The organism is Carboxydothermus islandicus (assembly GCF_001950325.1).
Classification (GTDB): domain Bacteria; phylum Bacillota; class Z-2901; order Carboxydothermales; family Carboxydothermaceae; genus Carboxydothermus; species Carboxydothermus islandicus.
Genome location: NZ_BDJL01000003.1, coordinates 72,824 through 88,192 on the forward strand (window position 1 = coordinate 72,824; position 15,369 = coordinate 88,192).

Below are 15,369 nucleotides of genomic sequence, written 5' to 3' on the forward strand. Positions count from 1 at the left end.
CTAAGCCTCCTTACCTAAAAGAGGAATAATTAACCTTGAAACCGTGACTCCATCCTCTCTGGAAAATAAATAAAATTGCCCTTCTTCCCGGAAAAGATTCCTTAACCTCTCTTTAAGGTTAGATAGCCCGACACCCACTTTTACATCTTTACTGACTCCCACTCCATTATCCACTACCTCAATTACCGCTTTGTTATCCTGAAGTTTGGCATTTATTTGAACTAATCCACCTTTCTTGGGCAAAATGCCGTGCTTGACAGCATTTTCTACTAACGTTTCCACTGCAAAAGGCGGAACCAGCACTTCTTTAACCTTATCATCAATGTTTAAATCAACCTGTAACTTGTCAGAAAAGCGAGCTTTTTCAAAGGTAAGATATAATTCCACATTTTTTAATTCTTCAGCTAGGGGTATTAAAGGCTCCCATTCCCTTAAATTCCGCCGGAAATATTCGCTAAGCTTTATTATTAACTCCCGGGCTTGATCGGGACTTTTCCGGCATAAAGCTACTATTGTATTTAAAGAATTAAACAAAAAGTGAGGATTTATTTGCGCTTGCAGAGCCTTTAATTCAGCCCTGGCCAAAAGCTTTGCCTGGTGTTCCAGCATTGATAATTCCAGCTGGGTGGAAATTAAACGGGATAATCCTTCAATAAAAATAATGGTAAACTCACCAATTTTATCCGGCTTATTGTAATAAAGCTTTAATGCCCCCACTACTTCGTTTTTAATAAACAAAGGAGCAATCACTGCCGACGCTAATTTACAATCGGAGGTGCTGCAGCCTATAGCCTCCTTATTTAAAACTACGGTTAGTTCCCCGTTATTTAAAGCTTTTGCGGTAGCAGCTGTTTTAATTGATGTTCCGCTTAAATGGTGATCTTCGCCACTACCGACATGAGCTAAGATAATGTTTTTATCGGTAAGGGCAACAGCATCTGCATCGGTTTTATTTAAAATAATTTGAGCAACCTTAGTAGCCGTTTCCCTGTTTAAACCTTCTCTTAAAATTGGTAAGGTTTCATTAGCAATATTTAAAGCCTTTTCCGCATAAACCGCTCCTATATGCTCTTTTTCTTTCACAGTGCTTTCCAATATTAAAAGAAAAACTCCTATACCTATACCATTTACCAAAATCATGGGAAGCCCAATTATTTTTACTAAACCAAGGGCATCTTCAAAAGGCCGGGCCAAAAGTAAAATAATAATCATTTGTATCGTTTCAATAAACATACCGGTTAATATACCAAAAACTACATTAAATCTTTTTTCCGGAAAACGCCGGGCCAAAAGCCCGGCAATTAATCCCTCAACGGTTGTCGAAATACCACAAGCCACTGCCGTAAAGCCACCCAGCCAGGCCCGGTGCACCCCGGCAATTAAGCCTGCCAGTAAACCTACGGCAGGTCCGCCAATTATACCGGCAATAGCAGGCCCTACTACTCTGGAGTTAGCAATCGCTCCTTTTATCGGTATCCCCCAGTAAGTCCCGATAATTCCAAAAAGTCCAAACCCCAAAATTAGGCCCAACTTTTGGCGAATGGTTAATTCCTGGAGGAGAATATTGCGAAAAAGTCTGGTTTTAGAAACAAAAAAGGCTAAAGTAATGATGACGCTTAACCTTTCAATTAAATGTATAAACAATTCATTCATGTTCTCACCCTCTAAATAAAACCTCTAAATAAAAATGAGGCGGCATCCCACCACCTCGTTTCTAAAATTGTTTTATGCTTCTTTTTTCTTAAAAGTATTGCTTTCACCGCACTGAGGACATTTTCTCGGTTTACACCGGGTTTCTTTTTCATAACCGCACTTTTCACACACAAATACTGCCATTTGAGAACCCTCCATTTAATTTTATTTAATAACTATTACTATTATAGCAAATCCACTTTTCTTGAAAAGAGTATTTTTCATTAATCCCTTAAAAAAGGATTATGTTCCTTTTCATACCCTACGGTAGTTTCCGGACCGTGTCCGGGTAACACTTGGGTATCATCGGGCAGGGTAAAAATTTTCTCCCGGATGGATTTTAATAACTTTTCCCAGGAACCACCGGGAAAATCTACCCGGCCTACCGAACCAAAAAACAAGGTATCCCCCGAAAAGAGGATATCACCCCCGTGTAAACAAATGCTCCCCAAAGTATGTCCGGGAGTATGGAGTACCTTAAGCTTTTCTCCACCAAAAATTATTTCATCTCCGTCCACCACTTCCTGATCTGCCGGTGCTAACTTAACCGCTCCTCCTAAAAATCCCGATAAATTCTTGTTTGGATCAAGAAGCATTGGGGCATCTTTGGGATGGATTAATACCTTGGCCCCGGTTTTATTGCGCACCTCATCCACTGCCGCGATATGATCGCCGTGGCCGTGGGTTAAAATGATATATTTTAGTTTTAAGCCATTCTGTTCGATAAAGCTCAAGATCTTATCCCCATCACCACCGGGATCAATTGCCACAGCCTCGCCGGTCTTCTCACACCAAACTACATGGCAGTTAGCCGCAATTACCCCTACCGTTAAAGTTTTTATCTGCATCGTCTTCACCCCATCCAATTAAATTTCCACAATAACGGTAACAGGACCATCGTTAATTATTTCCACTTCCATTATAGCCTGAAAAATCCCGCTTTTTACCGAAACCTCTTGCTCTTTTAATATATCTAAAAATCTTTCAAATACCTCCCGGGCAACTTCCGGCGAAGCTGCCTCGGTAAAACTTGGGCGGCGTCCTTTACGGGTATCCCCGTAAACGGTAAAATTCGAAACAACTAAAATCTCGCCCCCTACATCTTTGACGCTGTAATTAAATTTTCCCTTTTCATCTTCAAAAATACGTAAATTTACTAACTTTTCCGCCAGATACCGGCACTCTCTCTCCCCATCCCCCTGGCGTATCCCTATTAAAGCAACCAATCCCGGTCCTATCTCGGAAACAACCTGTCCGTCAACGGTAACTTTCCCACGCTTAACCCTTTGCACTACTGCCCGCATAAAACCCTCCTATTTATTTACCCGATAAACTTCGGTAACCCCTTTAACCTTTTCCAGTTTATCGGTAATTTGTTTTAATTGATTGATATTTTTTACCTCCAGAGCTAAATCCACCACAGCTCCACCATTTTTTGTGCTCCGACCGGATACATAATTGGCACTAATCTTTTGCTCAGCCAGTACCCCCAAGATGTCATTTAAAAAACCGGCCCGGTCATGACCCCTAATTTCCAGACGGACTGTAAAAGGAAGTTCAATAGCCCCTTCCCAGTTTACTTCTACCAAGCGCTCCGGTTCGTGTCGCCGAAAATATTCGACATTTCGGCAGTTTGCGTGATGCACCGAAACTCCCCGTCCCCGGGTAACATAACCCACAATCGGGTCACCAGGAACCGGCATACAGCAGTGGGCCAGGCGAACCATTAAATCCGTTTCTCCCCGCACCACTAAACCGCGGGTTGGCTTATTAACTGATGTTTTGCTTTCTTTTATAACCCTTTCCTCAAGAGACTTTTCTCCCTTGGGAAGGTCTTCACGAATTTTATTAAGAACGGTATTGGGAGTTACAGTTCCATCGCCAACAGCAGCAAATAAATCTTCCAGAGTATGAAAATTTAATTTTTTCACCACTTCGGAGATTTTTTCTAAAGAATACTCTTCAGGATTTAAGCCCTGTTTCTTAATTTCTTTTTCAATTAACTCCCGGCCTCTAAGGGCCAGCTCTTCCCTCTGGGTTTTTTTGAAATACGATTTAATTTTTCCTTTGGCATGGGATGTTTTAACTATTTTCAGCCAATCTCTACTTGGAGCGGCTCCCTGCTTGGTAATAATCTCAACAATATCACCATTTTTTAACTGATAATCTAACGGTACCAGTCTGCCGTTTACCTTGGCACCAACGCACCTGTTGCCAACATCGGTATGTATGCGGTAGGCAAAATCAATCGGCACCGAACCCGCCGGAAGCTCAACCACATCGCCCTTGGGAGTAAAAACAAAAACCGAATCGGAAAAAATATCAACTTTAAGGGTTTCCATAAACTCCCGGGCGTCTTTAAGTTCCCGCTGCCACTCCAGGATTTGGCGTAGCCACGATAGTTTTTCGTCAAACTTCTTGTCACCTTTACCCCCCTCTTTATACCGCCAGTGAGCAGCAATACCGTATTCGGCAGTGCGGTGCATTTCAAAAGTCCGAATCTGAATTTCCAGGGGTTCGCCAAAAGGTCCAATAACGGTAGTATGAAGCGACTGGTACATATTGGATTTAGGCATGGCAATATAATCTTTAAAGCGTCCCGGAACCGGAATCCACATGGTATGAATAATTCCTAAAACCGTATAACAATCCCGGACACTTTCCACAATTACCCTAACCGCCATGACATCATAAACTTCGCTAAAATCTTTTTGCTGTTCCCGCATTTTTTGAAAAATGCTGTATAAATGCTTGGGACGTCCTTCAATTTTGGCTTTAATATTATATGATTTTAATTTTTCTTCTAAAATAGAAATAACCTGCTGGATATACTGCTCCCTCTTAGCTCTGGTTTTGGCGATTTTTTCAACAATGTCGTAATAATTATCCGGATCCAAATAACGAAAAGCTAAATCTTCAAGCTCCCACTTGACCCGGTAAATTCCCAATCTATGGGCCAAAGGAGCAAAAATTTCTAATGTTTCACGGGCAATTTCCTTTTGCTTTTCCGGATTGTGGTATTTTAAGGTGCGCATATTGTGAAGTCTATCGGCAAGCTTTATTAGTATTACCCGGATATCCTTGGCCATGGCCAAAAACATCTTCCTTAAGTTCTCTACCTGCTGCTCTTCTTTATTTTTAAACTCTATCCGGGATAACTTGGTAACTCCATCCACTAAATTGGCAACTTCTTCCCCAAACTCCCGGGCTATATCTTCAACGGTATAAGCCGTATCTTCCACTACATCATGGAGTAATCCGGCAGCAATTGTTTCATCATCCATTTGCAAGCTCGCTAAAATAAAAGCAACCGCCAAGGGGTGGGTAATGTAATCTTCCCCGGAAGCCCTCGTTTGCCCGGAATGCGCTTCTGCTGCAAAATTATACGCTTTCCTAATTAATTCTTCATCCGTATTTTTATTATAATTTTTTATCTTTTTTACAAGAGCTTCCAGCGAAAGCACATCCTCACCCCTTTCTCTTTAAGTTTTTTGTCTTTTATTATAACATATTTGGATAAAAAACATTAAAATATTCCCTGAGGTTCTCCTCGTATTCCTTGGCCCGGACATAAGTGCTGGAAATTTCCAGATTTATTTTATCCTGGGAAGGTGGAAAGAAAAATACCCATTTTTTACCGTTTTCTTCCCAGATTTTTATTAAATTTATTTCTGTTAAAACTTTAAGAATGCTAATTAAAAGCAGGTAATCATCTTTCACCCTCATTTCATCGCCAAAAGCATTGGCAAATAACTCCTTCTCCGTAAAAATAAAGGGATTCCCGGCTATAAGCTTTTGGCGTAAAGCCATATAGACTCTGGCAATTTTATCTCTTTGTGGTATGATCCGCGTAAGACGTTCGTACAATATTTGTAGATCTTTTTTGCTGGTTAATACTCCTAAACTACCTGAATAATCCTGCAAAAGGGGAATGGTAGAATCCAAAAGTAACGGTGGTGTGGTAAAAATTATTTGCTCAAAGTTTAAGTTTAATGCTTCTTTTAAATACTGCTCGGAAGTAAGTAAGATTCCCGTTTCCCGGTATTTTTTCAGAGCTTTCTCTGTAAAAGTTTCCCTTATTTCAGGGCAGTAAGGTAATAAAGTAAAACCATTTTCCCAGAGTTCCAGGGCCTGACCGTACATTTCCGCAAGATTAGCCGTAACAATTAAGGTTTTCTTTTCTCCCGCAAGTTTTATAAAGCTAAACTCCCTTTGATTTAACTTGTTAATTTTCAGGGCAAAACTTACTTTTTCCGGATGGTCGGCAAACTTATAACAATACGGTTTTGCCAAAAGAGCTAACTCTTCTTCAATGGTATTTAGCTCTTTCTCCTTTATTTTTTTAACTTTAAAAATGCGCCCTTCCCCCGGAGCAATTTCCTTAACATTAAGCTGCAGCTCCGTTTTACCGTTAAACCGATTGGGTTTAGGAATAAACGCTAAATCAACTTCGGTCTGCTGGTACACAAATTCTAAATAATCCCCTTTTGAAAAAGCAATGGAATTAAAAATTTCCCGGTTCAGCTTTACATTAAACTTTAGGTGATTTCCGTTTTTTCCAACGGTTTGAGCTCCCCTAATTTGCCCACCTTTGATTAAAAAAAGCGGTTCGGGATTTTGCTCTCCAAAGGGGGCAAAAAGCGCAATTTCCTCCGAGATTTTTAAATTTAAATCATTTTCACCCACAACTTCTTCTACTTCAGTTTTGGGCAGTAAAAGTTCATCCGGTAAGTGTTTTTCAGCATAAGCCAGCAGCGCCTCTTTGAACTCCAAAAAGCGGGATTTTAAGACCCCAACCCCCACCGCCCGCTCATGGCCGCCAAAATGGGTTAGATAATCTTTCACCGCTTTTAAAGCCTCAAACAAGTTAAAACCAAAAACACTCCGGCCAGAACCTTTACCTTCTTCCCCATCAAAACTTATTAAAATCACCGGCCGGTAATATTTTTCCATTAATTTTGAAGCTACAATTCCTATTACTCCGGGATGCCAGCCATCCCCACCGATAATGAGAATTTTTTCCCGGTCTAAATCCACTTCCCTTTCAATTGTTTCCACCGCCGCCTTAAAAATTTCCGCTTCGATTCCCTGGCGGTTCTGGTTTTCTTCGGAAAGGCGGTAGGCTAAAGCTAAAGCTCGTTCGTAGTTTTCTTCAATCAATAATTCAAAAGCTAAAGCAGGGTCCTTTAAACGCCCGGCAGCATTTAAACGGGGTGATAATATAAACCCAACATCCCGGGTGGTTATTTCATCCCGGTTTAACTGGGCTACTTCTTTCAAAGCTTTTAATCCGGGACGTCCGGTAGCGGCCAGCGTTTTCAATCCTTCGATAACAAGAATCCGGTTTTCGTCAATAAGGGGAACAATATCCGCTACCGTTCCTACGGTAAAGAGATCCAAATACTCTTCTAAAATAGCCTCTTCTCGCTCCCCCAGAGCCATTCCTAAACCCAAAACCAGTTTTAAAGCAACACCAACCCCGGCTAAGCCCTTAAAAGGATAAGGACAATCTTTTTGCTTGGGATTAATTACCGCCTCCGCTTCTGGAATTTCTTCCTGGGGCTCATGATGGTCGGTTATAACTACCTTGGCCCCCATTTTTCTGACGGTCCTAACCTCATCTACAGCGGTTATCCCACAGTCAACAGTAATTATAAAACTAATTCCCTCTTCTAAAGCTTTCATAAGAGGCGGAAGATGCAGGCCATATCCTTCATCCAAACGATTGGGTATATACCAGGCCACATTAAAGCCTCTTTTTCGTAAAAAGTCGTATAGAAGGGCGGTGGAAGTAAGGCCATCGGCATCGTAGTCCCCGTAAATTAAAAATTTTTCGGTATCCCGTCCGGAAAGAATTAACTTTACAGCTTTTTCCATATCTTTTAATAAATAAGGAGAATAGGTATCCTCAATATTTCCCCAGAAAAAACGCCGTACCGCTCGCGGGTGGAAAATACCTCTATTTACCAGCATTTTAGCCGTTAAAGGCTCTATCCTAAAAAAATCTTCTAAATACTTTTTTCCTAAATGTGAAGTTTCAAAAATAAGCCAGTTCTTTTTATCCATCTAATCCTCCAAAATTTAGTTAATTATTTATACCCAAAATTACGATTCTATGTTAGTATTTTACTATATATTACGTACAATTTTAAATTATTATTTTCAATTTTATTTCAGGAGGGGAAAGGATGCTGGGAACAATTGTAAACTTTATTGCCATTCTCCTTGGCGGAAGTATTGGTGTATTTTTTAAAAAGAGTTTGCCGGAAAACTATAAGGAAATAGTAATGAACATTTTAGCCTTATCGGTTGTTGTCGTGGGAATTCAGATGGGTATTACCTCAAAAAACTTTTTGGTAGTAATTTTAAGCCTGGTACTGGGGGGCCTGGTGGGGGAGTTTTGGGGAATAGAAAAGGGTCTTAACTCTTTGGGGCAAAAGCTTGAAAAGCGTTTTTCCGAAAGCGGAGGGGATTTTGCCCGGGGATTTGTTTACGCCACTTTAGTTTTCTGTGTGGGAGCTATGGCAATCATGGGAGCAATTGAAGATGGTTTAAATAATAACCCCCAAATTCTCTTTATTAAATCCCTTTTAGACGGTATTTCTTCAATTATATTTGCAGCAACGCTGGGCAAAGGTGTTATCTTTTCCGCGTTTCCAGTGCTAATCTATCAAGGGAGTATTGCCCTTTTTGCCGGGATTATTAAAGGCTTTTTAACTCCGGCAATAGTTAATGAACTCACCGCCACCGGTGGTATACTTATAATCGGGATTGGCACCAACATGTTAAACTTAACCAAGCTTAAAATAGGAAATTACCTTCCGGCACTAATTTTTGTCTTTTTCTTAGAGCCTGCTTTGCGCTTTTTAAGTTAAACACGGAAGGATGGAAATATGGAAAAGAAAAACCTTGGCTTAACTTATATTTTATTGATTATTGTTGCAATGCTTTGGGCCAGCGCCTTTGTTGCCGCCCGGGAAGTGGTCAGGGAAGTGCCGCCGGTAGTTGCTGCTACCCTCCGGTTTTTACTAAGCGGCCTAATACTTATGCCCCTTGCTTTATACCGGGAAAAAAACTGTCGTTACGGATTAAAAAATTACCTGTATCTTGTTATCATGGGATTTACCGGGATTTTTCTCTATAACCTCTTTTTCTTTTTCGGCGTAAAATTTAATCCCGCTTCCGACAGCTCCCTGGTTATTGCCGTCAACCCCATTGTTGTTTCGCTGTTGGCTGCTCTTTTCTTAAAAGAAAAACTTACTTTTGAAAAAATATTAGGACTGATAATTTCTTTCATCGGAGTTTTACTTGTTATTTCGGAAGGTCATCCTTTAACTTACTTTCAGGGGCCGCTTGAACCTACCCGTTTTTTACTTTTTGGAGCGGTAATTTCCTGGGCGATTTATTCCGTTATTAGCAAAAAGGTAATGGGAACGGTTTCTCCTTTAGCAACAACTGCTTTTAGTATTTTCTTTGGTGCTATTTTCTTTCTTCCCTGGGGAATCGGGGAAATGCAACAGGTTAATATGTTAAAAATATCGGTAAAAAGCTATCTTTTAATCATTCACTTGGCAGTATTTCCTACGGTTCTCGCTTTCTTCTGGTGGAATCTCGGAATAAAAAAAGTTGGTGCTCAAAAATCAGCGCTTTTTATTAATTTAATTCCTATCTTTACCTTAATTTTATCGGCCGTTTTTTTGGAAGAAAAAATAACCCTCCCCCGAATACTGGGAGGATTACTGGTAATTTTGGGTGTTTTAGAAGGAAGTTACGGCTTTATCTCCCTTCCTGCTAAAAAAGAAACCAGTTTATCCAGCTAACTTTTTCTTCAGGAATTTTTAGGTCTCCAAGTCCCCGACCTATTAGGATTTCCGGTTTGTTTTCTCCGTGAAAATCACTGCCACCGGATATTAAAAGATTATACTTACTGGCCAATTCCAGGTACAGCCTGGTTTGTTCTTCATTATGGTAGGTATAATAAGCTTCAATTCCATCCAAGCCGTAGGAAATAAGTTCCTCCAAAACTACTTTCAATTCTGTTTCCGTTTTCTCTAAATACACCGGGTGGGCTAAAAAAGCAAGCCCCCCGGCTTTTTTTATAATATTTATAGCTTGTTTAGGGGTTAATTTCTCCTTCGGTACATAAGCCGGACATCCTTTGCCAAGATATTTTTGAAAAGCTTCGTCTATAGAAGTTACATACCCTTTTTTTAACAGTACCCGGGCCATGTGGGGTCTACCGACTATATCTCCTCCGGCTTCGGCAATTACTTCTTCCAAAGTAATTTTAAATCCCAGTTCTCTTAATCTGGCTAACATTTTCGGGTTGCGTCGCTCCCTATTTTCTTTAAGTTTTGTAAGAGCCTCTGTAAAAATCGGCTCATTCACATCTATACCATAGCCCAAAATATGCATTTCCGTTGGCTCAAAAACCACGCTTATTTCCACTCCGGAAATTACTTTAACTCCATACTTTTCTCCAGCCTCTACCGCCTCCATAACTCCGGCTGCCGAATCATGGTCGGTAATAGCCAAAATCTTAAGCCCTTCCTTTTGGGCATGCCTAACTAAAGCTTCGGGAGTATAAGTACCATCGGAAGCAGTAGTATGGGTGTGCAGATCGATCATAAAATCCTCCTTCTTTAAAATATATTACCTTGTCTCGGAAAGCCTTAACCAACCTAAGGTCCTTGCCCCATTTTTTTAAATTATACTAAAAAACCGTCAAAAATAAAAAGAGCAGCTCTTTTTTTAGAACTGCTCATAGAATCTTTTTATCCGCCAAGGTAGGCTGCTTTGACCTGCGGGTCTTCCGCCAGCTCCCGGGCAGGGCCTGATAATACAATTTTTCCGGTTTCTAAAACGTAGCCTTTATGGGCAATAGATAACGCCATATGCGCGTTTTGCTCCACTAAAAGAATTGTCGTCCCCTGCTCGTTTAACTCTTTAATAATGGCAAAAATTTCTTTAACTAAAAGGGGAGCCAAACCCATAGAAGGTTCATCTAATAGCATAAGGCGCGGGGCAGACATCAACGCCCGACCCATAGCAAGCATTTGCTGCTCACCACCGGAAAGCGAGCCCGCAAGCTGCCCTTTTCTTTCAAAAAGTCTTGGAAACCGCGCGAAAACCCGTTCCAGGCGCCGCTTAAATTCTGCTTTATCTTTTAAAAGATAAGCTCCTAATTCCAAGTTTTCCAAAACCGACATATTGGCAAAAACCCGCCGGCCTTCAGGCACCTGACTGATTCCCATTTTGACAATTTCGTGGGCGGCTTTGCCGGTACTATCTTCACCTTCAAAGATTATCTTTCCCGACCTGGGTTTTACCAGGCCGCAAATCGTATTTAAGGTAGTACTTTTTCCGGCACCGTTTGCTCCAATTAAGGTAACTATTTCCCCTTCATTCACGGTAATGGAAATTCCCTTTAAAGCATGAATAGCGCCGTAAAAAACATTTAAATCTTCGATTCTTAACACTTCTTTCCCGCTCACAGTTACGCCCCCTCTCCCAAATATGCTTCAATGACCCGGGGATTGTTCTTAATTTCTTCCGGGGTACCGTGAGCTATATTTATGCCGTAATCCAAAACGTAAATCCGCTCACAGATGTTCATTACAAGGTGCATGTCGTGTTCAATTAAAAGAATGGTCAAGTTAAATTTGTCCCGAATAAAGCCAATTAATTCCATAAGCTCGGTAGTTTCCTGCGGGTTCATGCCCGCTGCCGGCTCGTCTAAGAGAAGTAACGAAGGATGGGTAGCCAGCGCCCGGGCAATTTCCAACCGCCGCTGCTCTCCGTAAGGCAGGTTTTTGGCCTTTTCTTCCGCTTTATGAGCTAAGTTCATGATTTTTAAAAGCTCATAAGCTTCATCCCGCATTTCTTTTTCTCCCTGATAATACTTTCCGAAACGGAGGATGGCATGAATCATATTATAAGGAACATGCAAATGCCGGGCAATCAAAACGTTTTCTAAAACCGAAAGCTCGCCAAAAAGGCGAATGTTTTGGAAAGTACGGGTTATGCCTTTAGCAGCAATTTCATACGGCTTTAAGCCTACAATGCTTTCACCTTTAAAGATGATATCACCAGTGGTTGGCAGGTAAATCCCCGTTAAAAGGTTAAATACCGTTGTTTTTCCAGCACCGTTGGGACCGATTAACCCAACTAAATCTCCTTCATTTAAGGTAAGATTTAAATCCTGAACCGCTTTTAATCCTCCAAAACTAATCCCCAGGCTATGCGTCTGCAGAATGGTTGCCATGACTTACACCCCTCTTCCTCTGCAAAAGCTTAAAGGATAATTCGTGAGTCCCAAGAAGTCCCTGGGGTCTAAATAGCATAACCAAAATCAAGATTATGGCATAAATAATAAGTCGCAACTCCGCCAGACTCTGCAGAAATGTAGAAATTAAAGTTAAGACAATTGCCGCTACCACCGAACCTGTGATGCTTCCCTGTCCGCCCAACACCACCATCACTAAAATATCAAAGGATTTTAAGAAGTTAAAAGCGTTGGGTTCAATAAAGGTAATGTAGTGTGCCAGAAGCGCTCCACCAATTCCCGCAAAAAACGAACCCATGGTAAAAGCGATAACTTTATATTTTGTAGTATTTATTCCCATGGCTTCAGCGGCAATCTCGTTTTCCCGAACGGAAATACAGGCCCGACCATGACTGGATTGGACAAAGTTTTTAATTACCATAACCGTAACCAGCATACAACCAAAGGCCCAAAGCCAGTTGGTCCGCTGGGTTATTCCCATTAGCCCATAAGCACCGCCAAGATAATCGATATTGGTTATTACCCCGCGGATGATTTCCGCAAGTCCTAAAGTAGCTATTGCCAGATAGTCACCTTTTAAGCGCAGGGTAGGTATACCAATAATTATACCTCCAATACCGGCAACTATTGCTCCTACTAAAAGGGAGACAATAAAGGGAGCATTAAAGTTTAAAGTCATAATAGCCGAGGCATAAGCACCTAAAGCCATAAACCCCGCATGACCAATCGAAAACTGACCGGTAAAACCAACCACTAAATTTAAACTAACCGCCAGAATAATGTTTATAGCAATAATAATTAAGTTTAACATGACAAAGGGGCTTAAAATTCCTGCGGAGTACAAAACTTGAACTCCTAACATTAACACTACCAGTAAAACCGTTACAGTGAGATTTTCCTTCGTAAGCCAGTTTTTCAGCATCTGTTTCACCTACACTTTCTCCCGGACGTTTTTCCCAAATAAGCCCGATGGCTTGACTAATAAAATGATAATTAAGATGACAAAAGCAACCGGATCCCGGTAAAGAGAACTTCCATAACCGCTTACCAAAGATTCGATAATCCCCAAAATTAAGCCCCCGGTCATCGCTCCCGGAATAATTCCTATTCCCCCTAAAACCGCCGAAACAAAAGCCTTTAAACCAAACATAATGCCCATTAAAGGAAAAACCTTATTGTAATATACTCCAACCAGCACCCCTGCTGCTGCTGCCAGGGCAGAACCAATGGCAAAGGTGATGGATATTGTCGTATCCACGTTAATCCCCATTAAGCGTGCGGCCTGCATATCGTAAGAAACCGCCCGCATTGCTTTCCCTATCTTGGTGTTGTGAACAATGTATTGTAATATAACCATTAAAATTACTGTAACTACAATAATCAAAAGTTCCCGATTGGAGATGGTAACTTTTCCTCCAAACAACGGATAAGAAACTTGTTTAAAAACCTCCGGAAAAGCTCGAGGCTGAGGCCCCAGAAAAAACATTGTGGTATACTCCAAAAGGAGCGAAACACCTATCGCCGTGATTAAAATTACTATCTTGGGAGAATTTCTTAACGGCCGGTAAGCTAATCTTTCGATAATAATCCCCAAAATTGCACAAACAATCATGGAGACAATCAACGCCGGAACAAACGACATTTTTAAAACCGCGGTCGCATAAAGTCCAACAAAAGCACCAAGCATATAAACATCGCCGTGGGCAAAGTTTATGAGTTTTATAATACCGTAAACCATGGTATATCCCAGGGCAATTAAAGCATAAATGCTTCCTACAGATATTCCGTTTATCAACTGCTGGATAAATTCCGTCATTTTGGCCACCCCTAACCTTAAGAGTTCATTTTTTTAGGGGAAGGGATATTCCCTTCCCCCGCAGTGCTCAAATTTATGGATTTACGTATGCCTTATAGGTCTGCTTACCATCTTTATATTCTAAAATAACCAAACCTTTAACAGCATTGTGGTTTTCATCCAGGGAAATTTTAGCGGTAACCCCTTCTACATCTTTGGTGGTTTTCAAAGCCTCTTTAATCTTCTCGGGTGTTGCCTCTCCAGCCCGTTTAATAGCATCTACCAGCACCAATACCGTATCGTAACCTACTGCTGCCATCGCATCCGGCTCGCTACCGTATTTTTCTTTATATTTCTTTACAAAGTCCTGAACTTTCGGGTCAGGCATTAACGATGAATAGTGGTTGGTAATAAAGGTATTGTTAAGCGCAGCAGCACCGGCAATTTCAACCAATTTCGGAGAATCCCAACCGTCTCCGCCACCCATGGGAACATTGATACCAAGCTCCCGGGCCTGTTTTACAATTTGACCCACTTGTTCATAATAACCGGGTACATAAATAAATTCAGGATTTAAACCTTTAATTTTTGTTAAGACGGAACGGAAATCCTGGTCCTGGGTGGTATAGTTTTCATCGGCTAAAATCTCGCCACCGCCAGCTTTAAAAGCCTCAATAAAGAATTTGGCCAAACCAACGGAATAAGGAGCAGTGTTATCCTTCAACACAGCAACTTTTTTGATTTTTAAATCGTTTAACACAAACTTTGCCATGGCAGTCCCCTGGAAGGGGTCAATGAAGCAAGTCCGGAAAATGTATTCCCGCACTTTGCCGGTCTTGGGATCAACGGTTACATCCGGGTTAGTTGCCGAAGGTGAAATCACCGGAACTTTATTGGTTTCTGCTATATTAACATAAGAAAGGGTATTACCGGAAGTCATCGAACCTATTATAGCTACAACTTTATCCTGAGTAATTAAACGGGTAGCTACAGAGGCTGCCTCGGTGTTATCCGATTTATTATCGTACTTAACAATTTCAATTTTCTTGCCCAGAACTCCACCGGCGTTATTAATTTCTTCAACCGCTAACATAATACCATTTAAACCCGACTGACCCAAAGTAGCAACGTTTCCCGAAAGCTCCAAGTTCGCCCCAATTTTAATAGTGTCACTTTCACTCGACTTATTGCCACAAGCCGCGGTGAATAACAGTAAAAACGCTAACAAACCTACCGCTACTACCGTAAGAAAATTTTTACGCACCTGCTACCATCCTCCTTTTAAATTTTTCAGTTTTTTCTAAATTTTTCTGCTCTTTAATTTAAATCATCCCGCTCCTCCGCATCCCCCCTCGTTTATAAGGGCGCAAGTATAAAGTACCATGCTTACTATCTAAATAAATTATATTCATTTTATAAAGCCTGTCTACAATTTTCTCATTTTTCTCTTAAATTTTTTCTAAATATTCTGTATACACACTCCAGGGACGGTTCTGAGAACCACCATCCCAAACACCAATTTTAGGGACGGTTCTTATATTTGCGTCTATACGCCAAAAAAAAGAACCGTCCCTATCTTTGGCGGATGAAAAAAGGG

General features: G+C 41.0%; 14 protein-coding genes. 2 read left to right on the forward strand and 12 right to left on the reverse strand.

Translation table 11 applies throughout. The features are described from left to right. The 6 genes from ciss_RS01315 to recJ form a co-directional block, all read right to left on the reverse strand. Complete coding sequence (locus ciss_RS01315; RefSeq protein WP_075864521.1) at positions 1-1,653, reverse strand: sensor histidine kinase; 1,653 nt, start codon at positions 1,651-1,653, stop codon at positions 1-3. Between the two features lie 72 nt (positions 1,654-1,725). Continuing rightward, on the reverse strand, positions 1,726-1,836 hold the full coding sequence (locus ciss_RS01320) for an RCKP-type rubredoxin-like domain-containing protein (RefSeq protein WP_028052403.1): 111 nt from the start codon (positions 1,834-1,836) through the stop codon (positions 1,726-1,728). An 80-nt stretch (positions 1,837-1,916) separates the two neighbouring features. Further along, positions 1,917-2,540, reverse strand: a complete 624-nt coding sequence (locus ciss_RS01325) for an MBL fold metallo-hydrolase (protein ID WP_075864522.1) — start codon at positions 2,538-2,540, stop codon at positions 1,917-1,919. 18 nt (positions 2,541-2,558) lie between these two features. Continuing rightward, complete coding sequence (gene dtd, locus ciss_RS01330; RefSeq protein WP_075864523.1) at positions 2,559-2,996, reverse strand: D-aminoacyl-tRNA deacylase; 438 nt, start codon at positions 2,994-2,996, stop codon at positions 2,559-2,561. Positions 2,997-3,005: 9 nt separating this feature from the next. Next, positions 3,006-5,156, reverse strand: coding sequence for a RelA/SpoT family protein (locus tag ciss_RS01335; protein ID WP_075864524.1), 2,151 nt, complete (start codon positions 5,154-5,156; stop codon positions 3,006-3,008). 37 nt (positions 5,157-5,193) lie between these two features. Beyond that, a complete protein-coding gene (recJ, locus tag ciss_RS01340) occupies positions 5,194-7,758 on the reverse strand; it encodes a single-stranded-DNA-specific exonuclease RecJ (protein ID WP_075864525.1) in 2,565 nt (854 codons plus the stop codon). 122 nt (positions 7,759-7,880) lie between these two features. Here recJ and ciss_RS01345 point away from each other — a divergent pair, with 122 nt between their 5' ends. Both ciss_RS01345 and ciss_RS01350 read left to right on the forward strand, forming a co-directional pair. Continuing rightward, on the forward strand, positions 7,881-8,567 hold the full coding sequence (locus ciss_RS01345; RefSeq protein ID WP_075864526.1) for a DUF554 domain-containing protein: 687 nt from the start codon (positions 7,881-7,883) through the stop codon (positions 8,565-8,567). Between the two features lie 18 nt (positions 8,568-8,585). Then, complete coding sequence (locus ciss_RS01350) at positions 8,586-9,512, forward strand: DMT family transporter (protein WP_075864527.1); 927 nt, start codon at positions 8,586-8,588, stop codon at positions 9,510-9,512. On the opposite strand, the gene ciss_RS01355 is transcribed toward ciss_RS01350, so the two are convergent. The 6 genes from ciss_RS01355 to ciss_RS01380 all read right to left on the reverse strand — a co-directional run bounded on the left by ciss_RS01355 (position 9,484) and on the right by ciss_RS01380 (position 15,036). Beyond that, a complete protein-coding gene (locus tag ciss_RS01355; protein WP_075864528.1) occupies positions 9,484-10,320 on the reverse strand; it encodes a PHP domain-containing protein in 837 nt (278 codons plus the stop codon). The two genes, ciss_RS01350 and ciss_RS01355, sit on opposite strands and share 29 nt — an antisense overlap. Before the next feature lie 146 nt (positions 10,321-10,466). Further along, a complete protein-coding gene (locus ciss_RS01360; protein WP_075864529.1) occupies positions 10,467-11,186 on the reverse strand; it encodes an ABC transporter ATP-binding protein in 720 nt (239 codons plus the stop codon). Positions 11,187-11,188: 2 nt separating this feature from the next. Further along, positions 11,189-11,956 carry an ABC transporter ATP-binding protein gene (locus tag ciss_RS01365; protein WP_075864530.1) on the reverse strand — a complete coding sequence of 256 codons (768 nt, stop codon included), beginning with the start codon at positions 11,954-11,956 and terminating at the stop codon, positions 11,189-11,191. Beyond that, positions 11,931-12,899: a branched-chain amino acid ABC transporter permease gene (locus tag ciss_RS01370; RefSeq protein WP_075864538.1), complete on the reverse strand. Its 969-nt coding sequence runs from the start codon at positions 12,897-12,899 to the stop codon at positions 11,931-11,933. The genes ciss_RS01365 and ciss_RS01370 overlap by 26 nt, the downstream gene beginning before the upstream one ends. A gap of 9 nt (positions 12,900-12,908) precedes the next feature. Next, positions 12,909-13,793, reverse strand: a complete 885-nt coding sequence (locus tag ciss_RS01375) for a branched-chain amino acid ABC transporter permease (protein WP_075864531.1) — start codon at positions 13,791-13,793, stop codon at positions 12,909-12,911. A gap of 73 nt (positions 13,794-13,866) precedes the next feature. Continuing rightward, on the reverse strand, positions 13,867-15,036 hold the full coding sequence (locus tag ciss_RS01380; protein WP_075864532.1) for an ABC transporter substrate-binding protein: 1,170 nt from the start codon (positions 15,034-15,036) through the stop codon (positions 13,867-13,869). Positions 15,037-15,369 lie beyond the last annotated feature (333 nt).